Consider the following 25,860-nt stretch of genomic DNA (forward strand, 5'->3'; position numbering starts at 1 on the left):
GCGGTCAGTAGTCGCCGAGCACGCCGAGCCGCCGCGCCCGCCCCGTGGCGAACTGGAAGACGAGGTAGCCGCCGAGCAGGTAGCCGACCGCGACCGCGACGAGCAGCGCCAGGTCGGCGACCGGGAACTCCCACAGCCGGATCCCGTCGACCATCGCGCGCTGGAGCATGGCGCTGCCGTGCGCCAGGGGGAGGAAGCGCGTCCACGGGAGGTCGAAGACGGGCGCCGAGATCAGCGCGACGAACCCGAACTGGAGGAGGTTGAGCCAGTTGCCGATCCGCTTGTACAGCACCGTCACCCCGCCCGCGGCGAAGCCGAGTCCCAGCACCGAGACGATCGACAGCCCCGCGACGGCGACCACCGTCACCGGGGCGAGGCTGAGCCGCGTTCCGGTCGCGAGGAGCATGACCGCGAGGATCACCGCGCTCGTGAGGAACGTCCGCACCACCTTCGCGACCCCCTTCAGCAGCGCGACGGGCGCGAAGCCGAACGGCGTGGTGATGTGGCGTTCGAGGGTCCCCCACTGCACCTCGCTGCCGATGTCGTTCGACACCGACGAGTACGCGCCCACCGACAGCGTCCACAGGAAGTAGCCGACGACGATCCCCTCGATCGAGTCCGTCAGCGCTTGTCCGGCGAGCAGCTGCCCGCCGAGGAACAGCGCCGCGAAGAAGAACAGCGACACCACGATCCCGCCGATCGCGTTGGCCGGGTACCGCACGAATATCAGGAACTCGCGGTACAGCACCGCCCGGGCGAGATGGTAGTAGGTGGCCGGCCGCGGCTCGTCCTCGGCCCGTGCTGTGTCGGTGGGCGCACTCGATTCGGCCGCGGTCCCCGATGTTCCCGGGGAAGTCGCGTCCGCGCTCACCGCGGGTCACCCCCGCGACCGGCGCCGAGGTCGCTCCCCGTACGTTCGAGGAACACCTCTTCGAGGTCGGGCTGGACCGTGCGGACGTCCGAGACGGTGACCCCGGCCGCGCGAAGCGCGTCCATGATCTCGTAGAGGCGGTCGCCGCCCGCCGCGACCGTCATCGCGGGCGGGCGCGCGTCGCGGTCGACGTCGACGACCTCGAACCGTTCGCGGAGTTCGGAAATTGTCTCCGCGTCGAGGTCCGGGCTCGCCACGCGCACCGCGTCGCTCGCGGCCGCGCCGAGCAGCGCCTCGACGGTGTCGTCCGCGACGATCCGCCCGTTCGACAGCATGACGACGCGGTCGCACACCGCCTCGATCGTCGTCATGTCGTGACTGCTGACGACGATGGTGAGCCCCTCCTCGACCGCGAGGCGGCGGAGCTCGGCCCGGAGCGTCCGCGCGCTCTCCACGTCGAGCCCCAGCGTCGGCTCGTCGAGGAAGACGAGCTCGGCGCCGCCCGCCAGCACGCTCGCCAGCGACACCTTCTGTTTCATTCCCCGCGAGAGGTCCCGCACCGGCGTGTCAGCCTTGTCGGCGAGGTCGAGGCGGTCGAGCAGCCGGTCGTGACGCGCCGCCACGGAGTCGGGGTCGACGCCGCTGATCGTCGCGAAGTAGCGCAGGTTCTCGCGGACCGTGAGCCGCCAGTAGTCGTTGCGCGCGCCCTCCAGCATCGCGTCCACGTCCGCGTACGCCGCCCGGCGGCCGTCGCGCACGTCGTTGCCGAACACCCGCACCGACCCCGCGTCGGGGATGACGATCCCCAGCGCGCACTTGATCAGCGTCGTCTTCCCCGCGCCGTTCGGGCCGAGCAGGCCGACGACCGACCCGCGCTCGACGGTGAGACTCACGTCGTCGACCGCGACCACCGCGTCGTCGCCGTCGCCGAACCGCTTCGTGAGGTCCTCGACCGCGAGGGCGGGCGGGCCGGTCGTCTCGTCTGGCGATACGTCGTCGGGTTCTTCCCGCGTGTCGCCGCGCTCGCGGGGACCGCCACGCGCGCTCGTCGCGCTCCGTGCCATTGGGTTCGATAGGGGCCGAGCGGGGATATATCCGCGCTCGACATCCACGAAACGCATGGACCTCGACCGGTTCGCGACGGACGCCCCCGCGGACGACGCGCCCGGCGACGCCCGCGTCTGCGTCGTCGCGACGCAACCGGACACGTTCGAGCGCTGCCGGGCCGGCTTCTACCCCGCGCCGCGCTCGTACGACCGCACTCGCACCGAGTTCGCGTACATGGCCTTCTACCGGACCGCGCCGGTGTCGGCGATCACTCACTACGCCCGCGTCGACGCCCGCACCGAACAGACGCGCGGCGAGCCGGGCCCGATGGACGAAGCAGACTGGGCGGCGCTCATCGAGCCGTTCTCCGAGGAGCGCGTCGCGGTCGTCTTCGAGTTCGACGAGCTCGTGCCGCTCGATAGCCCGGTCGAGAACGACCTGAACGGCGTGCGCGGCGCGTGGTACTGTACTGTCGCCAACCTCCGCGAAGCGACGACGCTGTCGGGGCTGCGCGAGTCGGCCGAGACGTAGCTCGGCTCACCCGCCGTCGGCGCGGACCGAGGCCGTCGCGGCCGCGTCGACGCGGGCGACGGCGTCCAGCTCTCCGGGCTCGGTCGCCGCGTACTCGGGGTGGAGGCAGGCGAACAGCGCCTCCAGCGAGTCGACGAGCCGGTGGCTCGGGCGGTTGAAGAGGCCGTTGCCGTCGACCGCGTAGACACGGTCGTCGGCGACCGCGGCCAAGTCGTCGAACCCCGAGCGGGCGGCGAGGTCGCCCACCGCGTCGACGGCGCGGTCGCGGTCGAACCCGCAGGGCGCGACGACGAGCGCCTCGGGGTCGAACTCGCGCACGTCCGCCCACGCGACCGGCTCGGAGGGGCCGTCAGGTTGGAACGACGGGTCGCCGCCGGCGATCTCGACCATGTCGCGCACCCAGTGGCCCGCGCGGATCGGCGGGTCGGTCCAGTCGAGGACGGCGGTTCGCGGGCGGCCCTCGGCGGTGACCGCTCGCTCGGCGCGCTCGCGGACCGCGTCGACGCGCTCGCGCAAGTCGGCCCGGAGCGCGGTCGCGGCGTCGGTCTCGCCGACCGCCTCGCCGATCCGGACCACGTCGTCGAGCGCGTCGGCGAAGGAGTGCGGGTCACACGCCAGCACGTCGGGCGCGGGGTCGAGCCGCTCGGCGGCCGCGCGAACCTCGCTCGCGTCGACCGCGCAGACGTCGCAGGTCGCCTGCGTGACGAGCAGGTCGGGCTCCAGCGCCGCGAGGCGCTCCTCGTCGAGGTCGTACACCGCGCCGTCGACCTCGCGCATCTGTTCGTCGATGTCGGCGGCCGAGCGGTCCGCGTGGTCGACGACCGTGCTCGTCAGGGTCGGCAGCTCGCGAGCCGCGGGCGGGTGGTCACAGCTGTGGGAGACGCCGACCGGCTCGACGCCGAGCGCGAACAGGGTCTCGGTCGCGGACGGGAGGAGGGAGGCGACGCGCATGCCCGGAGTGAGGCGCTCGACGGGCAAAAACGAGTGGGCCGACCCGCGCTACCGCGCGGGGAGCCACGCGAGGAGGGGCTTCGAGACGACGTAGCCGGCGTACAGTAGCGTCGCGGCCGCCAGCGCGAACGACGCCGTCTGGAACCACGGCGCGATCGGGGCGTCGAGCGTGTTCAACAGCGTGACGGCGAGCAGCGTGCTTAGCAAGATGAACCGCGCGTCGCGCTGGTCCATGACCGGGGATGGAAAGTGACAGCTAAAACCGGCTGTGGTTTCGGGATTCGGCTCGGCAGAAGCGGCGGCTACTCCGCGACGGCGTCCGCGGTCGCCGTCGCGTACGCGGCCGCGAGGTCGCCGTTCGGCAGCGCGTCGAGTGCGGCCGCGCACCCCCATCGGACGCGGTCGCGACGCTCGCCGGCCGGGAGCTTGTTCGTCGCCACCGTCTCGGCCGTGTCGAGGGCGGCCCGCGCGGTCGGCTCGTCGCCCTCGGCCGCCGCGGTCGCGGCCGCGGCGAGCAGCTGTTCGAGGCTCGCGCGAACGTCGTGGGGGACCTCGTCGGGGTCGGTCACGGACCGTCCGGCTTCGCGTCGGTCGCCCGCGAGTCGGTCCCCCCGTTCGCCCCCTCGTCCAGCGTCGCGAACGCGAACTCGGTGCTGCTCCCCAGCGGGTCGGTCGCGGTCATCGTCTCGACGGTCGCGAACCCCGCCGCGCGCAGCTGGCCGAGCGTCTGCTCGCGACCGGGCGCGGAGAAGAACATCCGGCCGCCCATCCAGCCGCGGCGGACCGTCTCGAAGCGGCCGCTCGGCAGCGTCAGCAGGAGGTGGCCGCCGGGCCGGAGGACGCGGGCGAACTCCGCGTACACCGCGGGGTGGCGCTCGCGCTCGACGTGAAACACCGCGTGGTACGCGGTTATCGCGTCGAAGCGGTCGGCCGCGAACGGAAGCGCCGACATCTCTCCGTGGACGAGCCGGGCGTCGGGCACCGTCTCGCGCGCGAGGTCGAGCCCGCGGCGGGAGAGGTCGAGCCCGACGCTGCCCGGCGGGAGGTTCGCGAGAGTCCGCGCGCCGTCGCCGCAGCCTACGTCGAGGACGAGCGGGTCGCCCCCGGTACCTGCGGCGTCGTCCCCCAGCGAGTCGAGCAGGTCGTCGATCAGCGCCGCGTCCGAGCCGTCTGGGTCGCGGCGGGCGGCGTACGTCTCGGCGACCTCGTCCCACGCGCGGCGCACCGCGTTGCGGTCCATATCGATCGATCCGGTCGCGAGATTCATGACTGTGCCGCCGGCAGCCGCCGCGGACGCGACGCTCACCGGCCGGCGAGATTTATGTCGACCGCGGGAGACGAGACGGTATGGAGATTCTCCACACCTGCCTGAACGTGGCGGACGCGGACCGGGCCGCCGACTGGTACGTCGACGAGCTCGGGTTCGAGCGGTCCTGGGAGTTCACGACCGCGGGCGGCGACGCGCGAAACGTGTACGTCGCCGACGAGAACGGCGTCGAGTTCCAGCTGTCGGACGCGGAGGGCGAGACGCCGAGCGCGGACGGCGACCGCTACGACCACGTCGCCGTCGGCGTCGACGACGTGGACGCGGCGTTCGACGAGATCGACCATCACGGCGTCGTGGAGCCGCCGACCGACCATCCGGAGGCCGGAGCGCGCGTCGCGTTCGTCGAGGACCCCGACGGGCACGTGGTCGAGGTGATCGAGCCGCTCTGAGCCGGCCACGAGGGTGACACGGAGCTTAGCCGTCGGCGCGACGGACCGCGGCGACGATGAGCAGCGCGACGACGACCGCGAGCGCGACCGCACCGAGCGTCTGGAGCGAGACCAATGCCGGCTCGGCGGTTACGACAGCGCCGTCGATCGGCCGGTCGGCGGCGATCGGGACGCCGCTTTCGTCGAGGAACGCGCCGGTTCCGTGGCCGTCGTCCTGTGCGAGCGGGCTTTCGGTGGACCCGGCGCCAACACCGAGCAGCAGCGCGAGGACCACCGCGAGCGTTGAGGCACGGGTCGAGGCTCGTCTCATCTGGTGATCACGGCCCCGCGTACGTCGTCGGTTCGGTGCGGCAGCGTAGTGGACTCATGCGTCAGTTACCCACGATTAAAATCGTGGGCTGGCGTTCCGCAGGGCCAAACGGAAGCAGCAATGTAATTGCTCGTGTTCTTCGCCCGCAGATCGAGAGAGGGAGTTCCTGTCTCGCTTTGGGGTCGGCAGTTCCGAGCGTTGCGGGCCGACTGACGGGCGGCCTCTTCTATGAGAGAACCCCCCGTGGCCAGTTGAGGAGCAACGGTGGTGGCGCTCGTTTGCCCGCATAGAAGTGGTAATTCATACCGAAGGTACCCAACTAGTTATGTCGTCGGGCTTCCTCCCACGACTGAACTCGTGGGCTTCCGCCCTCGAAATCACTGTGAACCGCTTCGGCTCTCGCCTGAAGGGCGTTCAGGACGAGCCTGAAACTGACGGAAGGCGTTTCATATTCCAGTATCCGATTCGGGTCGCGCTATTCGGGTGACTCCCGCGACGCGGTCGGCGCGAACCAGTAGCCGTAGCCGAACGGCACGACGCCGGCGACGACGCCGACACAGATCGCGAGCGGCCCGAAGAAGAGCCCCGCGACGCCGAGCGCGCCCGCGATCGCCGCCGTGGCGAGCAGCCCGATCCCGATCGTCGCGGCGGCGAGCAGGGCCCAGCGCCGCTGAGCGGCGAACACGCCGGCGAGGACGCCCGACGCGACGACCGTCGCGCTCGCGGGGCCGGTGACGAACCGGGAGAGCGAACCGGTCTCGAATACGGCGGTGCCGGCGAGCGCGACGGGGAGCGCGAGCGCGGCGACCGCGGCGGCCCGACGCGGGGTGAGGAGGCGGTCGCGCGTCGGCTCCCGGTACCGGTACGCGAGGAGGCCGACCGCGACCGCCGTGTACCCGCGCCCGACCGGCGTGAGGACGAAGCCGACGAGGGCGCCCGCGAACTGGGCGAACACCGCGGCCTCGTTTTCGAGCGCGACGACGTAGTACGCCCCGCTCTGTCGGTACAGCCCCGGCCGGGCGCCGGAGGCGTTCGCGGTGCCTTCGTCGATGGCCGTCCGGACGCCGGCCGGCGCCTCGGATGCCGAGCACGCGACCGCGTCGAAGACCGTTTCGGGGTCGGTCTCGCGCATCTCGATCGTCGCGTTCGTCGTCTCGCCGCGGGTCGAGAGCGACCACTCGTAGTAGGCGCCGTCGTACGCGACGTACGGCGCTTCTACGTCGCGTATCGCGGTGTACAGTTCGGGGGATAGCGACCCGTCGAACGACGCGTCCGCGGCGGCGGTCCGGATCGGCTCCCGATACCCCTCCGGCGTGTCGGCAAGGGTCTCGTCGAGGTCGGTGACGTTCGGCGACGCGCCCGCAACCAGCGCCGGATTCTCGCCGGGCTCGACGGCCGTGGCTTCGTAGGTGATCTGCGTGTCGCCCGCCGCGGCGTGGAAGGAGAAACTGAGCCCGACGCCGACGACGAGGAGCGCGAGGAGCGCGAGAGTTCGGGTGGAGGGCGGCACGGACCGGAGTAGATGAAAAGCGGTTGTAAAATTGTGGTTTGTGGATCCAGAGGAGGCGAGACGGCGCCGCCGCTCTTCGACGCTGAGCGTGCGATAGAAAATCGGGGTTCGGGGCGGGGTCGTGCCCGACCGCGTCAGTCGTCGGCCGGGGCGCGCGGCTCCGCCGGGGGCTCGGGCTCCTCCGTCTCGCCCGCCGGCTCGTCGACCGCGTCGACGTCGGGGGAGTCGTCGAGTTCCTCCGCCTCCTCGGACCGGTGACGCGCCTGGACCTCCTCCCAGGTCATCGCCTCGTCGTAATGATGGCACATGACAACTATTAACAATGGCCGTTCGCTGATAAGCGTTACGTCGGCTACCTCGGGTTAGAGCGCCCTCACAGCGGGAGTATCGACGATACGGGCAGATCGTCTCGGGTGCCGAGGCGGCGGTCGCGGACGACCAGCTGGAGGCGGGAGACGCGAACCGCCTTCGCGAAGGACCGCGACAGCCACGCGGCCGAACTGATCGAACCGCGTTGAACGACGACGCAGAGCGTGCGGCGGTGACACGGTTCGCACGCCTCGAATCGCCGGCGACATCGTCGCTTAGATTCCGACGAGCAGTATCGAAGCCACGACCGCGGTCCCCGCCCAGCCTGCGCCGATCCAAGTCAATACGGCGAACGCCTGTCGTGCCCCCTCGCGGCTCCACTCCGACTCGCCACCGAGGTGGTTCTGGACCGTCGACATGGAGTCGCCGAAGCCGACCGCACCGCCCCACGTAGCGACGCCGAAGCCGAACAGGAGCACACCGAGCGCGAACGAAGTATCGGTCGACTGCTTCGCCCCGGTAACCGGGAAGAGGACGCCCGCAACGACGAGCCCGAGAAGGCCGCCGAGGCCGATCCACCGCCCGACCGTTCGTCCGGACGGTCGGATATCGCGGTCAGTCAACGGTCTCTCGCATTCGCGGGTCGAGCGCGTCGCGCATCCCGTCACCGAGGAGGTTGAATCCGAGCACGGTTAACGCGAGCAGCAGACCGGGGAAGAACGACCACCACCACGCGCCGGAGAACAGCCCGAACTCGACGCCGTTCGAGAGCATCATTCCCCACGTCGGCTCTCCCGGACTGGCACCGAAGCCGAGGAACGACAGCGCGGCGATGTCGATGATCGCGAGGCCGTAGTTGAGCGTCGACTGGACCGTGATCGGCGCGAGACAGTTCGGGAGGACGTGCCGGATGAGCAGTCGGGGGTCGGTCGCGCCGAGCGCTTTCGTGGCTTCGGTGTACTCGTCCTCGAGCACCTTCAGCGCGGCTCCTCGGACGACGCGGGCGAACCGCGGAGTGTAGACGAGCGTCAGTGCCCCAACGGCTCGCCACAGCCCCAACTCCTCCGGAAAAATGGTGACGAGCGCGAGCGCCAACAGTAGCGACGGGAACGACAGCAGGACGTCCATCGTCCGCATGATGACGTTGTCCGTCAGGTCGCCGTAGTACGCCGCGACGATCCCCAGACCCACCCCGAGGAACGTCGATGCGATGACGGTAACCGTGCCGTAAAGGACCGCGTACCACGCCCCGTACAGCACGCGCGGGAAGATATCTCGGGCCTGCCCGTCCGTCCCGAAGAGGTACTCCGAGCTGGGGGCGGCCTCGGACGGGTTCGTACCGAACTGGGTTGCCAGGAGGTCACTGAGGTCGTAGGTGATTCGGGCGTAGATCGCGATCAGAACGACCCCGAGAATGAGGACGATCCCGGTGATCGCGAGTCGGTTCGAGAGGAGCTGCGAGAGGAACGGGCTCGCGCGCAGCCGCTCGACGATGCCTCGGTCGACGGTTCCGGTCTGTGTCTCCGTGCTCATTGTTCGATGCGAGGGTCGAGGACCGAGTAGGTGAGGTCGACGCCGAGGTTAACCAGCGTGTACAGCACGGCGAAGACGAGAACGGTTCCCTGTACGACGGGGTAGTCGCTGCGGTTGATCGCGTCGACGAGCAGTGTTCCGATGCCGTTGATCTCGAAGACGGTCTCCGTGAGCACCGCGCCGCCGAGCAGCGATCCGAACTGGATGCCGATCACGGTGATGACGGGGATGAAGGCGTTGCGGAGCCCGTGTTTCATCACGGTGATCTTCGAACCCTGCCCCTTCGCCCGAGCGGTCCGCATGTAGTCTTGCCGGATCACCTCCACCATCGACGAGCGCATCATCCGCGAGAGCAGCGCCATCTGGTAGATCCCGAGGACGACCACCGGTAGGAGCAGGTGAATGACCGCGGACTGGAACGCCGCGAGGTTCCCCGCCAGCAGCGTATCGACGAGAATGAGCCCCGTGACCGGCTCGACGAAGTACGCGGACCCGATTCGACCGCTGGTCGGCAGGACCCCGAGAAACTGCGCGAAGAGCAGGATGAGAAGCGGACCGCTCCAGTAGATCGGGATGCTGATCCCGCTCAAGGCGCCGACGCGCGAAAGGTGGTCGGTCCACGTATCCTGTTTGACCGCGCTGAGGATCCCCAGCGGGAGTCCGAACAGGAGGCCGGCGAACTGTCCGAGCAGCGCGAGTTCGATCGTGATCGGGAGGCGATCCGTGAGGATCTGACTCACCGCGACGCCCCGGTTCACCTGGTATGACTGGCCAAAGTCGAACGTCGCGACCTCGCCAAGGAATCGAACGTACTGCTGCCAGAGCGGGTCGTCGAGTCCTAAGTCGGCGCGGACCTGATTGACGAACTCTTGGCTCGCTCGCTCGCCAGCGATAACCACTGCGGGATCGCCGGGCGAAAGGTGGAGAATGGCGAACACGACCGTCGCGACCCCGAACAAAACGGGGAACAACATAAGCAGCCGTTTCAACACGAACCGCTTGGAGACCATTCAGGGGAAGGAGCGTGTGGGAAGTTGAAAAAATCTGTGCTCGGTGCGGGCTACTCGACTTCGACCGCTTCGAGGTACGGTCCGCCGATCGCAGCGACGGTGTAGTTGCTCACGCCGTTGGACACGCCGCGGACCTCGTCGGCGTAATCGATGAACACCCAAGGTGCCTCGTCGTGTGCGATCTGAGCGGCCTCGCGGTACAACTCCGCGCGGGCCTCCTGGTTCGTCGTCTGTTGGGCCTCTTCGACGACGCCCATATACTCGCTGTTGGCCCACGCGGCGTTGTTCGAGGTGTTGAATCCCTCGGTGTCCCACGAGACCCAGTCCTGTCCGTCCGGCACGTCGGTCTGCGGGTGGAGGAGGACGTAGCAGAAGTTGTCCGGGTCAGCGTTGTCAGTGTCCCAGCCGGCAAGCGTCGCGTCGTGGTTTCCCTGACTGGTGTATGTGAGGTAGTCGGAGAACTGTCGGTCGTCGATCGAAACATCGATCCCGACCTCCGAGAGGTTCGATCGGATCGTCTGGGCAGTCGGGAGCGGCGCCGGGTTGTACCCGCGGGGGTTCTGGAATGTGGTCAGCGAGAACGAGAACCCGTCGCCGTAGCCCGCCTCCTCGAGCAGACTCTGTGCCTGTTCGGGGTCGTGCTCGTAGGGACTAACGTCTTCGTTGTGGCCGAACAGCGCGGGTGGGATCGGCTGGTCGGCCTGCGTGGCGATCCCCGAGTAGATGTTCTCGACGATCGCTTGGGTGTCGATGGCGTAGCTGATCGCGCGGCGGACTCGCCGGTCCCGGAATGCCTCGATGCGCGAGAGGTTAAACGCCATATACCCGATGTTGATCCCCGTCGCCGTCCGGTTCTCGGCGGTGCCAGATCCCTCGATGATCTGCATGCTGTCGGGGTCGAGCCCGTCGATGATGTCGAGCTCTTCCTCGACGAGCGCTTGGGCGCGCGTGGAGTTCTGGCCGCGAGTGAGGAACAGCACCTCGTCCACGTTCGGGGCCTCTCCCCAGTAGTCGTCGAATGCGGTGAGCTGGATTCGGTTGTTGGCGTCGTCGAGCGTCTCAAGCTGGAACGGTCCGGTCCCGACCATCTCTTCTCCGAGGTTCGTGTCGCCTTCGATCGCGTCCTGCGAAATGACGACGGCCGCGAACATCGCGAGGTTGCGGAGGAACGGCGCGTACGTCTGGGTGAGCGTGATCGAGAGTTCGTAGTCGCTCGGCGCCTCGATGCTGTCGATCCAGTTGCCGAGGGTGAACGGCCCGTACACGGAGGCGTCCTCGAAGTTGTACTCGTAGTCGTCGTCGACGAACCGTCGATACGTGGCGATGAAGTCGTCGGCGGTGAACTCCGATCCGTCGTGGAAGCTCACTCCCTCCCGCAGCGTGAGCGTCACCGAATCGCCGTCGAGCGACCAGTCGGTGGCGAGCGACTCGGTGAGCGAGGCCTCTCCGGGCTGGAACGCGATCAGACCCTCGTACGCCTGATTCGTGACCTTGGCGACCTCGCCGCTGGTCGTGTTCTGCGGGTCGAGGGTGCTGGAGTGTGCGCCGCGGCCGTAGCGGAGCGTGGTCGTGGTACCGTCGCTGCCGTCGTCGCCGTCGCTACCATCGCTGCCGTCACTACCGTCGCTGCCGTCGCTGCCGTCGCTGCCGTCGCTACCGTCACCAGCGTCGCCGCCGCAACCGGCGAGCGAGGCGACGGACGCCGTTGCGACCGTCGCGCCGCCTGCCCGTTGTAGGAAGCTACGCCGAGATGTTTCCGTGGTGTCAGGAGACATACACCGAGGCATATATAGGCGATGTAAATAATACTGGTGGAGCGACAGGACAATCCGCAGGGCGAGTAGCGCTCGAATAGTCGTGTGTTTGATTATCTATTCGACCGTTCGTCGTGAAGATGACATGCGGCGGGGTGACTGCTCTCACCGAGCGCGGGGTTCTCTCGCTCACAGACGCTCTCGAACGTCCCGCGTAGGATGGCCTCGGCTTCCTCCCAGCGGTCGTTCTTTAGGTGTTCGAAGGAGTCGGAGACGACCGCACGCACCTCTTCAGAGAGCGGTCCGTCGAAGAAGTACTCGAAGAGCGCCGCGTGGGCACCGCCGTCGGCGACGGCGGTCGGGGCAGAGTCGTTCTCGATCCGGACCTCAGACTCGATGGCGTCAACGTCGATGTCTCCGGATTCCAGCCGCTGTCGGTAGAACATCACCTCGCGGTACCGCTCTTGCTCGATGTCCAGGTCGGCCGGCGGGATGATCGACGGACACCGGGTGCGGAACCGACAGCCGGAGGGCGGGTCGATCGGGGACGGAACGTCCCCCTTGAGGATCGTCCGATCGTCGGTGTCGGCGAGAGGGTCCGGCTCGGGAATCGCGGACAGGAGCGCCTTGGAATAGGGGGGTTTTGGCGTCTCGAACAGTTCATCCGTCTCGGCGACCTCAACGATCTCTCCGAGGTACATCACAGCAACCCGGTCGGAGATGTGGCGGACGACGCTTAGGTCGTGAGCGATGAACAGGAAGGTGAGCCCGAACTCCTCTTGGAGGTCCTCCAAGAGATTGATGATCTGCGCCTGGACGGACACGTCGAGCGCGGACACCGGCTCGTCGGCGACGATGAAGTCGGGGTCGACCGCCAGCGCCCGCGCGATGCCGACCCGCTGGCGCTGGCCGCCGGAGAGTTCGTGCGGGTAGCGACCGAACTGCCCACGCTCCAGCCCGACCGCGTCCATCAGCTCGAAGGCGCGCTCGCGTCGGCGCCCCTCAGCGAGGTCGTGGATCTTCAGCGGCTCCATGATCGTCTGGCCGGCGGTCATCCGCGGATCGAGACTCGACATCGGATCCTGGAACACCATCTGCATGTCCTTCCGACGTTTGCGGAGGTCCGACTTCGAGAGCGACCCGAGGTCCTCGCCTGCGAACACCACCGTTCCATCGGTCGGCGGGTCCAAGTGGAGGATCGCTCGCCCCGCCGTTGACTTCCCGCAACCGGACTCACCGACGAGCCCCAACGTCTCCTGTTCGCGGACGTCGAGGTCGATCCCGTCGACGGCCTTCACGCTCGGGGCGCCCCCGCCGAACAGCCGGTCGAAGGCGCCGTCCTCCTGCTGGTAATACTTCCGCATCCCGCGGACCTCGACGAGGGGATCACCGATGGCGGACCTCGCGCCGGCCTCGACGCCTTCGGTACCGTACGCGGCCTTGTCGAACTCCTCGTGGACGCATTTCGACCGGTGGTCGATGTCGTCCGATCCGTGCTGGAGGTACGGAATCTCCCCCTCGCGGCACCGCGGCTCGGCCCACGGACAGCGCGGCGCGAAATGGCACCCTTCGGGCATGTCGATCAGGTCGGGGACGTTCCCCTCGATCGGGGTCAGCCGCTCCTTCTCCTCGGTGGGGATCGACTCCAACAGGGTGTACGTGTAGGGATGACTGGGGTTGGAGAATATCTCCTCTACCGGGCCCTCCTCGACGATCTCGCCCGCGTACATCACGGCCACGCGGTCGCAGGTCTCGGCCACGACACCCAAGTCGTGTGTGATCATCAGGACGGACATCCCGAACTCCGCCTGTAGGTCGTCAATCAGATCGAGGATCTGCGCCTGAATGGTCACGTCGAGCGCAGTTGTCGGCTCGTCGGCGATGAGGAGGTTCGGCCGACAGGCGAGCGCGATGGCCACGAGCACGCGCTGGCGCATCCCGCCGGAGAACTCATGCGGATAGTCGTTCACGCGCTGTTTCGCCTCCGGGATGCCGACCGCCTGAAGCATTCTCACGACCTCGTCCATCACCTCGTCGTCGCCGTCGCGGCCCCCGAGCTTCGGGAGGATCTCGCGGATTCCGTTGCCCCACGAGTCCGTCTTCTGATCACCGTACCGGTGGAGCCGCAGCGACTCGGCGATCTGTTCCCCGACGGTAACCGCCGGATTGAGCGAGGTCATCGGGTCTTGGAATATCATCCCCATTTCGCCCCCGCGAACCCGACGGACGGCCGACTCGGGAGCTGCTGTCACGTCGACGAGCCCTTCGTCGATCTCGACATCGGTCGGGTCCGCACCGCCGCGGATCCGTTCGCGCGCGTCGGCATCGAGGAAGACGAAGCCGTCCACGGCGTCGGCGAGCGCCGCCTCGAGGTCGTCCCCAACGGTCTCGGGGTCGGTGTTGTCCGCGAGGCGACTGGCCGCAGCCCCGAGATCGCTCGCGAGGTCGCCGGGGTCCGCTTCGGCAGAGAGGTCGTCGGCCATCCCCCGAAGCTCCGCCGGCGTGTCGGAGACGCGTCGGCCGGCACGGAGGTCGCTGCTCACGGCCGCCACCGCGTCGATCAGTTCGGACGGGTACGGGACGTACGCGTCGTCGAATTCGTCGAGGAGAGAGGCGGCGAGCGCCGGGTCAGCGAGGGTAATCCGACCGCCGGCGATTTCGCCGGGATCGTCGACGAGGTCCATCGCCGAGAGGGCGGTAACGCTCTTGCCCGACCCGGACTCGCCCACGAGGCCGACGGTCTCGCCGTGTTCGATTGAGAGGTCGATCCCGTCGACGGCTTTGACCGCGCCCCGTTCGGTCCCGAACTGGGTCCGGAGCGCCGATAGCGAGAGGAGGTCAGTCACTACCGGCGGTACCGCGCCTTACGAAGAAATATCTTTGGGGGCAGTGGAACCTTTTATCCCGCTACCGGAGCGTCTCCCCGTATGAGCGACCCGACAGGTGACGACGCACCCGCGAACGTACAGGTCGGAGAGGGGTGGTCAGCAGTCATGGAAGATATGGAAGCGACCGCGGCGGAGTACCGAGAGCGGGGATGGACGACGCTCGAACTCCATCCGGGGGATTCGGTCCTCGTTGACTCGGAGCGCCGGACCGGTCTCGATGTCGTCCTCCCCGGTCCAGAGTTCGAGGAACTCGAATCGCACGTCGACAGTCGCGGGTTTCAAAACGTCGAGGTGTTCCGGGCGGAGGGCGACGAGTTGGTGTACGTGCTCGTCGTCGAACTCGCCCCGGAGAGCGAAGCGGCCGTGTTCATCCCCGCGTACTACGATCCGAGCCAGTCGGCGGAGACGATCGAATCGGTCAGGGAAGCGGGAGACATCCGACTGTTCTGTCGGCGACTGAACGACGACACCGTACAGTTCGTTCACGACGATCCGGCGCCGTTCCTCCCGGAACCCATCGAGTGAACTCCGCCCCGTGAGTTGCGGCGGCCAAGCGGACAAGGGTCACAGACGCCATGGAGTGTGCGTCGGGTTCCGCGTTGGCATGTATGGAGCGACGAGAGGAAAACCGTTCTACGAGGTCGGACTCGGCCGTCGCTACGGTTTGACCAGCACCTTGATCGCCTCGCGTTCGTCCATCATGCGGTACCCCTCGTCGACGTCGTCGAGGGCGACCGTCTCGGTGAAGACGGGCGCGGGGTCGAGGGGTCCCTGAAGCACGTCGTCCATGAGTTCCTCGGCGTACGCGCGGACGGGGGCGACCCCGCCCGCGAGCGTCACGTTCTGGCCGAACATGCCGAACACGTCGAGGCCCTCGTCTTCGACGCCGTAGGGGACCCCGACGTACCCGATCGTGCCGCCGGGACGGACGGCATCGATAGCGGTGTTCATCGCGCTCGCGGCGCCGACGCACTCCATCACGTGGTTCGGCCCGCCGTAGGTGAGTTCTCGAATGCGCTCGACGGCGGCCTCGCCGCGCTCGGAGACGGTCTCCGTGGCGCCGAACTCCTCGGCGAGTTCGAGGCGGTCCTCGTGGTGGCCGACCGCGACGATCCGCTCCGCGCCGAGTCGGCGCGCCGCGAGGACGCCGCAGAGCCCGACCGCGCCGTCGCCGATGACGGCCACGGTCGACCCCGCCTCGACGCCCGCGCTCACGGCCGCGTGGTGGCCGGTGCCCATCACGTCGGTGAGGGGGAGCAGCGAGCGGAGGGTGTCCTCGTCGTCGGCGTGGCGGTCGGGGACGCGGACGAGCGTGCCGTCGGCGTGGGTCGACCGGACGTACTCGCCCTGCCCACCGCCGTTGTCGCCGCCCCACGAGTCGCCGTTCTCGCAGGAGGTGTGGAGCCCCTTCCGGCAGAACTCGCACTCGCCGCAGGAGATCGCGAAGGGCGCGAGCACCCGGTCGCCCGGGGCGACGGAGGTGACGTCGTCGCCGACCTCCTCGACGATCCCCATCGGCTCGTGGCCGACCGGCGAGCCGGGGTCGCGGTCGCTGTCGCCGCGGTAGAACCACAGGTCGGAGCCGCAGACCGCGGTGTGAGTGACGCGGACGATCGCGTCGGTCGGTGCCTCGATCTCGGGGCGGGGTCGCTCCTCGACGCCGATCTCGCCGGGAGCGTTGAACACGGCAGCGCGCATGCCATCTGCTTCCGGCGCGCGCGGCAAAAATGAGTGGGTGACGGAACCCGTTCGGGCGAGAATCGGGCGACCGATCAGCCGGCCGTTCCGTTCGCGGGCGGCTGACCGGGGCCCGGCGGCTGCGTCGGTCCCGACGCCCCGCCGGAGCCGGGCGGCGTCCGGTCGTTCGTCACGAGGAAGTCGGCGAGGTTGCCGATCAGCGCGTCGTTGTCGGCGCGGCGGGCGTTGTCCGGCGACAGGAAGTCGCTGTCGCCGATCGCGACGACGTCGTCGTTGCGGACCACGAGCGGGGCCTCGGTCGCCGCGCGCGTCGTCGAGAGCTCGCTACCCGCGATCGGCCGCAGCACGTCGCCGCCGGTCGCGGTCGTGCCGACGGGCGTCGCGGACGGGAACATCGCCCGGTCGACCCCCTCGGTGAGCGGCGTCTCGCCGGTCGGCTCGGCGTAGACACGCTGGTAGTTCAGGTCGTTCTCGTCCATGTTGTACACGTAACCGGACTCGGTCGTGACATCGAGCGTCGCGTCGAGCGACGCCGCGCCCGGCTCCGAGTACGCCGCGTCGGGCTCGGTCGCGAGCACGACGTGGCCGCCGGAGTCGACGAACGACTCGATCGCGTCGAGCTCGTCCGGCTCGTAGTCGGTCCGGAACGTCACGAACGCGTCGGCATCGGCGAGCCGCTCGCCGAGCTGAGTCGTCGTGTCGGCGCCGGGCCGGGCGGGCCGCCGCTGGTTCGGCCCGGGGACGTACACGCCGACCTCGTGGCCGTTCTCGATGAGCGCGTTCGCCAGCGGCCGGATGTCGCGGTCGGCGACACCGCCGCTCCCGAGGCCGAGGATGGCGAGGGGGAACGCCCCGCCCGGGCTCGTCGGTTCCACGCCGGGGTCGACGAGGACGGTCTGGGAGCGCGCCGTGGCGTCCATCTCGACCGTCGCCTGCCCGGGCGTGTCGTTCGCGATCAGGTCGGGGTTCTGGTAGTGGTCGTTCTGTATCGCCGGGGCGGGCGCTGCGCCGTCGGCGGTCACGTAACCGGTGAGCGCCGCGCCGCCGGTGACCGCGGCGAGCGTCACGACGAACGCCGCCGCGAGCGTCGGGAGTCGGCTCACGCGCCGACACCCCCTGCGAGCCGCCCGGTCGCATTGCCGGTCGCGCCGCCAGACTGAGCCGCGCCGCCGGTCCGGAGGTCGGTCTCGGAGAACCGCTCGATCGTGTCGACGTGCGGGACGGCCGGCCAGTGGACGTAGGTGAACCCCATCGGCTCCACGTCCGCGTACCCGGGGTCGTTCGCGTGGATCGCGACGATCCCGGTGTCGGTCCGGACGAGGAAGGGGATCCCGGAGATCCCGCCCGTCTCGCGGGTGTCGACGGTGTACTCGCCGAGCTCCTCCTCGGTGGCCGCGGCGTGGATCGCCTCGTTGAGCGAGCCGATCTCGTCGGCGAAGCCGTTCTGGACGGCCTTAGTGCCGAGGTAGACGTCCGCCTTCGCGACCTCCTCGCGGGGCATCTCGAACTCGTCGCCGCGCTCCGCCATCATCGCGTTGACGAACGTGTCCGCGAGCGTCTGCTGTTGGGCCCACGTCTGCGTCGGGTTGCTCCCGGCCTTGTCGGGGCCGCTCGGGCCGAGGGGCGTCGACGTCGTCCGGGGCGCGGGGGCGTTCAGGCCGATGCTGCCGACCGTCGAGGTCGGCAGCACGTATATCTCGTCCGCGGGCGCCATCGCGTAGTAGCCGCCCGAGGCGCTGATCGACTGGACGCTCGCGATGACGGTCATCTCCCGGCTCGTCCGCTGGACCGCCTTGTACATGCGCTCGGAGGCGACCGGCGCGCCGCCGGGCGTGTCCAGCTTGAGGACGACCGCGCCGACGGACTCGTTGGCGCGGACGTCCGCGAGTTCGCTCTCGACGTCGTCGGCGAGGGACGTGGTGACGGGGCCCTCGATCTCGACGACGGCGACGGTATCACTGGGTTCGTTGGTCGCCGCGTACACGCTCGGAGCGAGCACGGCGCCGACCAGAGCCGCGGCCAGCACGACGACAGCCAACTGCTGTCGCGACGTGAGGGCCGTGGAGGGCTTGTCTGCTGACATTGCCATCTGGTACGAGCGAGAACTATATGATAAAAACAACGAATGCGAGCCGGCGATACCGCTGACGAGCAACCCGCGAAACGGCCGAACGACGGGGGAAGAACCGAACGACCGACGAGACGGGCGCCGACTACGGCTCCAAGACGACGCGGAACCGCGCCGCGTTGTCGGCCATCCGTTCGTACGCCGCGCGCACGTCGTCGAGCGCGTACGTCTCGACCTCCGGGGTGATGTCGCGGAGCGCGCTGAACGCGAGGGTGTCCTGCGAGTCGCGGGCGTGCCCCGACCCCCATCCCTCGACGGCCCCGCGCGTGCCGACCAGCTGCTGGGCGTCGACCGACACGGGTTCGCCCGGGATGCCGGTGATGATCACCGAGCCGTCGATCCCGAGCCCGCCCACGACGGACTCGATGGCGTCGCTCGCGGGGGGGTCGTGAGGACGACGCTCGCGCCGCCCAGCTCGGAGAGCCGCGCGGCCGGGTCCGCCTCCGGTACGACCGCGGCTCGCATGGTGTCGGCCATATTGAACCGCTCCGGTCGAGAGGGAAAAGAACCTGACTGCGACGGCGGTTCGACCGATCGACGACGAGGGCGGCCGCGCTCAGATCCCGCCGGCGGCCATCGCGAACAGCGCGACGGCGATGACCGCGAACAGGGCGCCGACGCCCGCCTTGATCGTCTGCGTGTTCAGCGCCGTCGAGACGTACGGCGCGATCTGGCCGCCGAGCGTCGTCGCGGGAACGGTCCAGACGACCATGTTCCACGGCGTCGTCGCCAGGTCCATCGTGTGCCCGCCGACCAGGCCGCCGCCGAACACGTGGACGACGGACGCCAGCACGGCCGTGGTCGCGACGACGATGTGGTTGGTGCCGATCGCGACGCGGACCGGGACCTGCGTGCGGAGCATCGAGATGATCCCGAGTTCGCCGATGCCGAAGCCGGCGAGCCCCTGGAACACGCCGCCGACGCTGTAGTTGAGGAACCGTTCGAGGTAGCCGCCGCGGGAGTAGGTGTAGTCGTCGCCGTCGCGGTCGACGCGCGTGACCGTGCCGGACTCGTCGGTCTCGACGCCGGCCGGCCCGAGCTTGTTCGCGTCGTCCGGGCGGTCTGCCGACGAGCCGCCGTCGGTGGCGACCTCCTCGCCGTCGCCTCCCGTCGGATCGCCGTGCCCGAGGTTGGCGCGGAAGAGCAGGTACGAGGCCGCGATGAGCGCGATACCCAAGAGCGCGTGGAACAGCGGCTCGGGGATGACGAACGAGAGGAGCGCGCCGCCGACCACGAAGGGGACGCCGCCCAACACGAGCGACAGCGAGAGGCGTCGGTCGACGAGCCCGTACTGGATGAACGCGAGCGACGAGCTCGACAGCCCGAACGACTCGCTGATGAGGCCGATCTTCACGAGCGTCGTCGGCTCTAACGGGTACGCGACGAGCGGGAACACGAAGATGAGGAACGGCACGAACAGCGCCGACCCGCTGATCCCCACCGTGTTGACGATGGTCGCGCCGGTGACGAACACGAGGAACAGCCACCAGTGCTCGGTCCAGTAATCGACCCCGGCGTCGACCGGCGTCGGCGCGAAGGCGTAGACGCCGCCGACGAACAACAGCGGCGCGAGGAACACGACGGCGTGCTGATAGCGAAGGAACGTGCGCTGGAGACCGTTCGACAGTGAACTACTCATTGAGGCGTGGAACGCGAGTTACGGGGACCGATATAAATTCGTTTTTACACGAGATAATCTCGATGAACTATAATCGAATTTAGCAGACCCGCAAAGTGGTAGAGGAAAACTCGCAGTCGGGCGGTTCGGAGACGTTTCCGAACCTCGAAATGAAAGAACACTGAGAGAAAAGAACCCTTAAATGCGGCCGTCCGTCACCCGCGGATCGAACGATGGCGGGCAGACGAGACGCCGGCGCCCCGCCCGTCGGAGCGCCGGGAGCGGCGCGCAGTCGAACTGGGAACCCGAGCGGGCCCGTGCGAGCGGGGAGCGGGCGGATACGGGAGTCGAATCGCCGAGTGAGCGCGGCGAGCCGATCGGTTGAAGCGCTGAGACGGGAGGTACGGGCCGCGCGCCGGACGTCGGGAGGGTCGGGGCGGTGAGCGACGGAGCGACCCTCCGGATCGCCGACGAGGCGGACGACGACCCCAGCGGCGCGGTCCCCGCGCCGGTTCCGCCGGACGATCCGGAGGCGTGGTACGCGCCGGAGGTGCGCGCGCAGTACGAGGCGGCCCCCGGCGTGGTGGCGACCGTCCGCGAGCGCGACGGCGGGCGGTTCGGCTACGACGTGCGCGAGCCGCCGCTGTCGCCCGCCGACGAGCGCGCGCTCGACCGCGTCCGCGACCGCTTCTCCGCGGTGCGGCACCGCCGCCCGCTCACCCGAGTCGGAGTCGTCGAACGCGCCGAGCGTGGGTTCGAGCCGAAGTACGCGACGGCGATCGACCGACTGGTCGACGCGAGCGCGGCCGCGCGCCGCCGGATCGACTACCACGCGCTGCGGGAGTTCCGGCTGCTCGGGGAGCTCACCCCGGTCGCCCTCGACGACCGAATCGAGGTCGCGGACGTGGGCGACGACCGCGAGCTGGTCGTCCACACCGAGACGTTCGCGCCGCTGGAGACCGGCATCGACGCCGACGCCGACTACGTCGAGCGCGTGGCCGCCGAGCGGCTCGCGCAGTACGCCGTCGAGTTCGCCGGCATCGCGGTCGAGGTGGTCGTTTATCGCGAGCGACTGCTCGGCTCCGACGCGTTCGAGACGAAGTACGCGGTGTTGGAGCCGGACCTGCTGCCCGGCGACGAGGAACTCATCGAGGAGTGTAAGTCGCGGATCTGGGAGACGACCGTGAGCGACGTGATCGAGGACCGCGAGTCGTTCGTCGCCGCCCGCGCCCGCCGGTTCCTCTCGCGGCGGCTCACCGCGCGCAACACCCGCGCGTGGCTCGACGCCGCGGTCCACCGGGCGCGATCCGCGCTCGCGGACCGCGGGCTCGCCGCGCCGCCGGTCGACTCCCGGTTCGCCCGAGACCGGCTCGACGACCTCGCGTACTACGTGTTGCGCGACTTCGTCGGCGAGGGGGTGCTCACGGTCCCGATCCGCGACCCGCACCTGGAGGACGTGGAGGCGAACCGCGTCGGCGAGCGCGTGAAGGTCGTCCCCCGCGCCTCGGTGCTCACGGGAGCGGGGGACGAGGCGGGCGGCGCGGGCGGTCCCGACGGTGGCGACCGCGACGCGCCGGCGGGCGACCGCGACGCCGCTCCCGAAGCCGGTTCGCGGGTCCCGACGAACCTCGCGTTCGAGGACGAGACGACGTTCGTCGACGTCGTCACCGGGATCGCCGCCCGCGACGGCACGGAACTGAACGCCTCGACCCCCTCGGCGAAGGTGAACCTCGAACTCGACGGGGTGCCGCAGACGATCCGGTGTGCGGTGGCGCTGCCCGCCATCTCCGAGGGCGGCCCGCACGTCTCGATCCGGAAGCAGCGCGCGGACGCGCTCACCCCGGTCGACCTGATCGAGCGCGACACGCTGTCGGTCGACCTCGTGACGCTGCTGTGGCTGCTGTACGAACACCGCGGCGTCGTCCTCTTCGCCGGCCCGACGGGCGTCGGGAAGACGACGCTGCTCAACGCCCACGCCCCGTTCATCCCGTTCGACGCGCGACCGGTCTCCGTCGACGAGGGGTCGCGCGAGGTCAGGCTCCCGCACGAGACGGGCGTCTCGCTCACCACCCGCGACCACGAGGACGCCTACAAGTCGGTGGGGATGGCGGAGCTGATGACCGAGGCGAACTATCTGAACCCGGATGTAGAAGTCATCGCCGAGATCAACACCCCCGAGAGCTTCGCGACCTTCGCGGAGAGCCTGAACACGGGCCACGGCGTGATCGGCACGACACACGCGGAGGACGTCGAGGCCCTCGCGAACCGCCTGCGCGAGCGGGACCTGCCCGCCCGCCTGCTCCGCGAGGTCGACCTCGTCGTCTTCCCGCGGCAGGTCGACGGCGAGCGCTACGTCTCCCGGGCGATCGAACCCCTCTCCGAGGCCGCGTACGACGGCCTCGACCCGGAGGCGAAACGGAGCCCGACCGGCGACCCGAAGCGGGGCGGCGCGGGCGCCGTCGAGGCCGGCGGCGAGTCCCTCCGGTACAACACGGTCGCGTGGCGCGACGGGGACGGGGCGTTCCGGTTCCCCGGCGCACTGGGCGGTAACGGGGGAGAGATATCGAGCGGCGCCGGCCCGCAGTTCCGCGTCTTCGACCGGATCGCGAACCGCACCGACCGCGACCGCGAGGCGGTCGCCGCCGAGTTCGAATCGAAGCGGCGGTACGTGGAGTACCTCGTGCGCGACGGCGTCGACGACCCCGAGGCACTGTTCGAGTTCCTCGCCGACCTCCGCACCGACGAGGCGGCGACCGTCGAGCGCGCCGCCCGAACGATGGACCGCGACGGGGACGGGAGCCCCGACGGCGACGGGAGCCGCGACGAGTCCGCGGACCGGGGGCGGCCGTGAGTCGGCAACGAGCGGCCAGAACGGTCGAATCGGGCGGGGACGATCCGGGTGCGGTCGGAGCGAGCGCGGATGGTTCGAATCCGAACGGGACGGACGCGACCGACGCGCTCGCGGCGGGCGGCCGATTGGCGGTCCTCGACCGCGTCTGCTACGCGCTGTTCGCGCGCCACGCGAGCGACCGCCGGCACGACGCCGACCGGAAGCGGTACCGCGGGAGTGCGCTCGACGTCGGGTTCGAGACGTACCTCTCGCGGGCGTACGCCTGCTCGTGGGTCGTCGCGGTCGCCGCCTTCTTCCCGGCGCTGGTCGTCGCGGCGGGCGCCGCGCCCGCGGTCGCGGCCGCGGTCGAGGCGCGGTTCGGCGCGGCGCTGCTCTCCGCGGGGTCGACGGCGGCGCCCGCGCCGACGCCGGACTCCGTGGGCCCGCTCCGGACGGACCGGGCCGCGCTGCTCGTCGCCCTCGGGGTCGCGCTCCTCGCGAAGCGGGCGACGGTCGCGGCCGCCGGGCTCCACCTCCGGTGGGTGGTCGCGACCCGCAGGACGGACATCGAGCGCACCCTCCCCGGGGCGGTGCGGTACCTCGAACTGCTCTCCTCGGGGAGCGACGAGCCGCGGGCCATGCTCCGGAAAGCCACCGACGGCGACACCTACGGCGGGACCGCGACCTCGCTGCGGAAGGCGCTCAACGCCGCCCGGCTCGCGGGGAGCCTCGACGAGGGGCTCCGTCGGGTCGCGCGCGACACGCCCTCGCGGGAGCTGCTCGCTCCCTTCCTCCTGAAGTTCCGCAAGCACGCCGCGACCGGCGACGAGGCGCTCTCGAATTTCCTCGCGACCGAGCGCCGGATGCTCTCGCACCGGCAGGACCGCGCCCGGAAGCGGGCGCGGCGCTTTCTGGAGCTCCTCACGGAGCTGTTCGTCGCCGTGCTGGTGTTGCCGGCGCTCCTCGTCATCGGCGCGACCGCGCTGTCGGTGGTGATCCCGGAGCTACTCCCGCCGGTCTCGACGCCGGTCGGCGTGGTGCCGACGCGGGCAGTGGTGCTGTACGGGGCGGTCGCGTTCCTCGTCGCGTTCGGGCTGGCGGCCGCGGTCGCGGTCGGCACGCTCCGCCCGCCGAGCCAGCGCGCGAGCTACGAACTCCCGGCGAGCCCGCGGGCGGTCCTCGCGACCGCCGGACGCAACCCCGCGAGTACCGCGGTCGTCGCGGCGGCCCCGGCCGTCGCGCTCGCGGCGTGGCTCGCGCTCGCGGGCTACACGCTCGTCAACGTCGTCCTCGTCGGGTACGCGGCCTTCGCGGTGCCGGTGGGGCTGGTCGCCGCGCGGCGCACCCGGATCGACGACGCGAAGGACCGGGAACTGGCCGACTTCGTCCACGCGGTCTCCGGTCACGTCGCGCAGGGGCGCCCGCTCGAATCGGCGGTGGCGACGGTCGCGCGCGACGTCGACCTCGGCGTCCTCGACGACGACGTCGCCGATCTCGCGTTCGCGCTGCGGTCGACGACGGCCCCGGAGGGGCCGACCCGTGCGGAGGCCGGCTCTGCCGAGGAATCGGCCGCGGTCGACGTCCGCGCGGCCGCCATCGAGCGGTTCGTCGACCGCGTCGACACCCCGCTCGCGGCGCGGACGCTCGGGCTCGTCACGGGGGCGCTCGACGCCGGCAGCGACGCCGACGCCGTCTTCGAGACGCTCCGGATCGAGGTGGGGCGGCTGTACAGCGAGCAGCGCGCGCTCCGCTCGGCGATGCAGCCGTACATCGCGGTCGGCTGGGCGGCGGCGGTCCTCGTCGCCGGCGCCGTCGCGGTCGTGAACACGCAGGTGGTCGACGCCGCGCGGCTCGCGGAGATAGCCGCCGCGTCGGAGGCCGTGACGGAGCCGGAAGGAGTGTATCCCGAGTTGGAGCGGTTCCGGCTGTACGTCGTCACGCAGGCGACCGTGCTGGCGTCCGGGTGGTTCGCCGGCACCGCCGCCCGCGGGCGGTACGCCGCGCTGCTCCACTCGGGCGCGCTGGTGGCGTGCTGTTACGTGGTGTTCACCGTCGGCGGGCTGGTGTGAAGTTCGTCTGCGAGGGGACGAAGGCCGACGCCTGAGCGAGCGGCGCGCCGACACGAGCCTTTTCTGCCGTGCCCGCGTAACTCGACCCATGGACGAGAAGACCGCCGACCTCCGCGACCTGTTCGTCGACGCGACCGGATCGGAGTCGGTCACCGAGCGGCAGGCCGAGGAGCCGGGGACCATCGTCGACCGCGACGACGAGGCGGTCGACGACGCGGTCCGCGATCTCGTCGCCGCGATGCGCGACCGGTACGGCTTCTCAACGCCGCTCGACGACGCCGCCTACGCGCTGGTCGCCCGCGGCCGGTTCGACGGCGCGGACGACGCCGCGATCGCGGCGGCGATCCGGGAGGAAACAGAGGCGGCCGACGGGGACGACGAGCGCGAAGACGAGGAGGACTCCGCAGTCGATCCCGACGGCGTCGACGCCGCGACCGTCCGCAGGGCGCGCCTCGACCTCCACCTCGTGCGGGAGACGGACCGCGAAGTCGAGACCGACGACGACGCCGACCCGCCGTTCGCGTACGCCGATCTGAAGCAGCTCACCGCCGCCGGGAACTCCATCGTCGAGTGTGCCGAGGAGTTGGGGGCGGAGCCGGACGTAGTCGCGAAGTACGCCGCCGTCGCGCGCGTCGACCTCACGGCGACGCAGGCGAACGACCGCTTCCGCGACGCGTTCCGCGACCTCCTCACCGACGCCGACATCGAGGGGTCGCTCGCGAGTGACGCCCGCGAGGACGGCCTCCGCGAGGCGACCGAAGATATCGAAACGGACGTTTCTTTATAAATATCCGACGGCGGATCGGCGAACACCGCCAAAGTTCCGGATGCTTGCTTATAAATAGCTGATAGCGGATCGACGGTCAACACTCCCAAAGCCCCAGCCGCGAGGGCGACGTACGCTCGCTGCGCTCCTCGGTCGCTCACTCCGTTCGCTCCCTGCGGTGCTTGCGTCGTTATCAGAACGCGGAGCGTTCTGATTGGCTCACGAGAGCTTAGTGCCTAGTAGAAGTTATGAAGGTAGAGTTTGATGTGTAGCTATGTCTGGGGATCGCCGTAAAGAGATCGTCCGTCACCTCAGCGAGGA

At 69.8% G+C, this 25,860-nt stretch carries 24 protein-coding genes and 1 pseudogene; 6 read left to right on the forward strand and 19 right to left on the reverse strand.

The annotated features are described in order from the left end of the window. Window positions 1–4 precede the first annotated feature (4 nt). Window positions 5–871 carry an ABC transporter permease gene (locus C463_RS14400; RefSeq protein ID WP_008445118.1) on the reverse strand — a complete coding sequence of 289 codons (867 nt, stop codon included), beginning with the start codon at window positions 869–871 and terminating at the stop codon, window positions 5–7. Then, entirely contained in the window at window positions 868–1,935 is a 1,068-nt protein-coding gene (locus C463_RS14405) for an ABC transporter ATP-binding protein (protein ID WP_008445120.1), read from the reverse strand. Before C463_RS14405 ends, C463_RS14400 begins: the two co-directional genes overlap by 4 nt. A gap of 55 nt (window positions 1,936–1,990) precedes the next feature. Here C463_RS14405 and C463_RS14410 point away from each other — a divergent pair, with 55 nt between their 5' ends. Beyond that, window positions 1,991–2,449, forward strand: a complete 459-nt coding sequence (locus C463_RS14410) for a hypothetical protein (protein ID WP_008445122.1) — start codon at window positions 1,991–1,993, stop codon at window positions 2,447–2,449. 6 nt (window positions 2,450–2,455) lie between these two features. Here the strand turns inward: C463_RS14410 and C463_RS14415 are convergent, their stop codons facing one another. The 4 genes from C463_RS14415 to C463_RS14430 form a co-directional block, all read right to left on the reverse strand. Beyond that, on the reverse strand, window positions 2,456–3,400 hold the full coding sequence (locus C463_RS14415; RefSeq protein ID WP_008445124.1) for an ABC transporter substrate-binding protein: 945 nt from the start codon (window positions 3,398–3,400) through the stop codon (window positions 2,456–2,458). 48 nt (window positions 3,401–3,448) lie between these two features. Then, a complete protein-coding gene (locus tag C463_RS14420) occupies window positions 3,449–3,634 on the reverse strand; it encodes a hypothetical protein (RefSeq protein ID WP_008445126.1) in 186 nt (61 codons plus the stop codon). A 68-nt stretch (window positions 3,635–3,702) separates the two neighbouring features. Then, complete coding sequence (locus C463_RS14425; protein WP_008445127.1) at window positions 3,703–3,969, reverse strand: hypothetical protein; 267 nt, start codon at window positions 3,967–3,969, stop codon at window positions 3,703–3,705. After that, complete coding sequence (locus tag C463_RS14430; RefSeq protein ID WP_049905991.1) at window positions 3,966–4,640, reverse strand: class I SAM-dependent methyltransferase; 675 nt, start codon at window positions 4,638–4,640, stop codon at window positions 3,966–3,968. Before C463_RS14430 ends, C463_RS14425 begins: the two co-directional genes overlap by 4 nt. 107 nt (window positions 4,641–4,747) lie before the next feature. Between C463_RS14430 and C463_RS14435 the strand changes: the two genes are divergently transcribed. Continuing rightward, window positions 4,748–5,116 carry a VOC family protein gene (locus C463_RS14435; protein WP_008445129.1) on the forward strand — a complete coding sequence of 123 codons (369 nt, stop codon included), beginning with the start codon at window positions 4,748–4,750 and terminating at the stop codon, window positions 5,114–5,116. Between the two features lie 25 nt (window positions 5,117–5,141). Here the strand turns inward: C463_RS14435 and C463_RS14440 are convergent, their stop codons facing one another. The 8 genes from C463_RS14440 to C463_RS14470 form a co-directional block, all read right to left on the reverse strand. Further along, the gene (locus tag C463_RS14440) at window positions 5,142–5,426 is read right to left on the reverse strand and encodes a hypothetical protein (RefSeq protein ID WP_049905993.1); all 285 of its coding nucleotides are present in this window, start codon (window positions 5,424–5,426) and stop codon (window positions 5,142–5,144) included. A 475-nt stretch (window positions 5,427–5,901) separates the two neighbouring features. After that, window positions 5,902–6,936: a hypothetical protein gene (locus C463_RS14445; RefSeq protein WP_008445131.1), complete on the reverse strand. Its 1,035-nt coding sequence runs from the start codon at window positions 6,934–6,936 to the stop codon at window positions 5,902–5,904. Window positions 6,937–7,070: 134 nt separating this feature from the next. Beyond that, the gene (locus C463_RS19300; protein WP_167539453.1) at window positions 7,071–7,244 is read right to left on the reverse strand and encodes a hypothetical protein; all 174 of its coding nucleotides are present in this window, start codon (window positions 7,242–7,244) and stop codon (window positions 7,071–7,073) included. Window positions 7,245–7,520: 276 nt separating this feature from the next. Beyond that, window positions 7,521–7,868, reverse strand: a complete 348-nt coding sequence (locus tag C463_RS14450) for a DUF7268 family protein (protein ID WP_008445132.1) — start codon at window positions 7,866–7,868, stop codon at window positions 7,521–7,523. Further along, entirely contained in the window at window positions 7,861–8,778 is a 918-nt protein-coding gene (locus tag C463_RS14455) for an ABC transporter permease (protein ID WP_008445138.1), read from the reverse strand. Before C463_RS14455 ends, C463_RS14450 begins: the two co-directional genes overlap by 8 nt. Next, window positions 8,775–9,788: an ABC transporter permease gene (locus tag C463_RS14460; RefSeq protein ID WP_008445139.1), complete on the reverse strand. Its 1,014-nt coding sequence runs from the start codon at window positions 9,786–9,788 to the stop codon at window positions 8,775–8,777. Before C463_RS14460 ends, C463_RS14455 begins: the two co-directional genes overlap by 4 nt. A 50-nt stretch (window positions 9,789–9,838) precedes the next feature. After that, complete coding sequence (locus C463_RS14465; RefSeq protein WP_008445141.1) at window positions 9,839–11,563, reverse strand: ABC transporter substrate-binding protein; 1,725 nt, start codon at window positions 11,561–11,563, stop codon at window positions 9,839–9,841. 92 nt (window positions 11,564–11,655) lie between these two features. Further along, window positions 11,656–14,388, reverse strand: coding sequence for a dipeptide ABC transporter ATP-binding protein (locus tag C463_RS14470; protein ID WP_008445144.1), 2,733 nt, complete (start codon window positions 14,386–14,388; stop codon window positions 11,656–11,658). A gap of 81 nt (window positions 14,389–14,469) precedes the next feature. On the opposite strand from C463_RS14470, the gene C463_RS14475 reads away from it, so the two are divergent. Beyond that, window positions 14,470–14,955 (forward strand): DUF7529 family protein, encoded by a 486-nt coding sequence (locus C463_RS14475; RefSeq protein WP_049905995.1) that lies wholly within the window; start codon window positions 14,470–14,472, stop codon window positions 14,953–14,955. A gap of 132 nt (window positions 14,956–15,087) precedes the next feature. On the opposite strand, the gene C463_RS14480 is transcribed toward C463_RS14475, so the two are convergent. The 5 genes and pseudogenes from C463_RS14480 to C463_RS14500 all read right to left on the reverse strand — a co-directional run bounded on the left by C463_RS14480 (window position 15,088) and on the right by C463_RS14500 (window position 19,895). Then, window positions 15,088–16,128, reverse strand: coding sequence for a zinc-dependent alcohol dehydrogenase family protein (locus C463_RS14480; RefSeq protein WP_008445147.1), 1,041 nt, complete (start codon window positions 16,126–16,128; stop codon window positions 15,088–15,090). A 74-nt stretch (window positions 16,129–16,202) separates the two neighbouring features. After that, window positions 16,203–17,231 (reverse strand): DUF4350 domain-containing protein, encoded by a 1,029-nt coding sequence (locus tag C463_RS14485; RefSeq protein WP_008445148.1) that lies wholly within the window; start codon window positions 17,229–17,231, stop codon window positions 16,203–16,205. Continuing rightward, window positions 17,228–18,217: a S49 family peptidase gene (locus C463_RS14490; RefSeq protein ID WP_152422426.1), complete on the reverse strand. Its 990-nt coding sequence runs from the start codon at window positions 18,215–18,217 to the stop codon at window positions 17,228–17,230. The genes C463_RS14485 and C463_RS14490 overlap by 4 nt, the downstream gene beginning before the upstream one ends. Window positions 18,218–18,341: 124 nt before the next feature. Further along, window positions 18,342–18,694, reverse strand: a pseudogene (locus C463_RS14495) (alcohol dehydrogenase); the annotation flags it as partial. Between the two features lie 118 nt (window positions 18,695–18,812). Beyond that, window positions 18,813–19,895, reverse strand: coding sequence for a sulfite exporter TauE/SafE family protein (locus C463_RS14500; protein ID WP_008445154.1), 1,083 nt, complete (start codon window positions 19,893–19,895; stop codon window positions 18,813–18,815). Between the two features lie 418 nt (window positions 19,896–20,313). On the opposite strand from C463_RS14500, the gene C463_RS14505 reads away from it, so the two are divergent. The 3 genes from C463_RS14505 (at window position 20,314) to C463_RS14515 (ending at window position 25,560) form a co-directional block, all read left to right on the forward strand. Continuing rightward, window positions 20,314–22,725 (forward strand): type II/IV secretion system ATPase subunit, encoded by a 2,412-nt coding sequence (locus tag C463_RS14505; protein WP_008445155.1) that lies wholly within the window; start codon window positions 20,314–20,316, stop codon window positions 22,723–22,725. Beyond that, on the forward strand, window positions 22,722–24,773 hold the full coding sequence (locus tag C463_RS14510; RefSeq protein WP_008445156.1) for a type II secretion system F family protein: 2,052 nt from the start codon (window positions 22,722–22,724) through the stop codon (window positions 24,771–24,773). The genes C463_RS14505 and C463_RS14510 overlap by 4 nt, the downstream gene beginning before the upstream one ends. Before the next feature lie 88 nt (window positions 24,774–24,861). Then, window positions 24,862–25,560, forward strand: coding sequence for a hypothetical protein (locus tag C463_RS14515; RefSeq protein WP_008445157.1), 699 nt, complete (start codon window positions 24,862–24,864; stop codon window positions 25,558–25,560). Window positions 25,561–25,860: the final 300 nt, after the last annotated feature.

It is taken from the genome of Halorubrum californiense DSM 19288, assembly GCF_000336875.1.
Classification (GTDB): domain Archaea; phylum Halobacteriota; class Halobacteria; order Halobacteriales; family Haloferacaceae; genus Halorubrum; species Halorubrum californiense.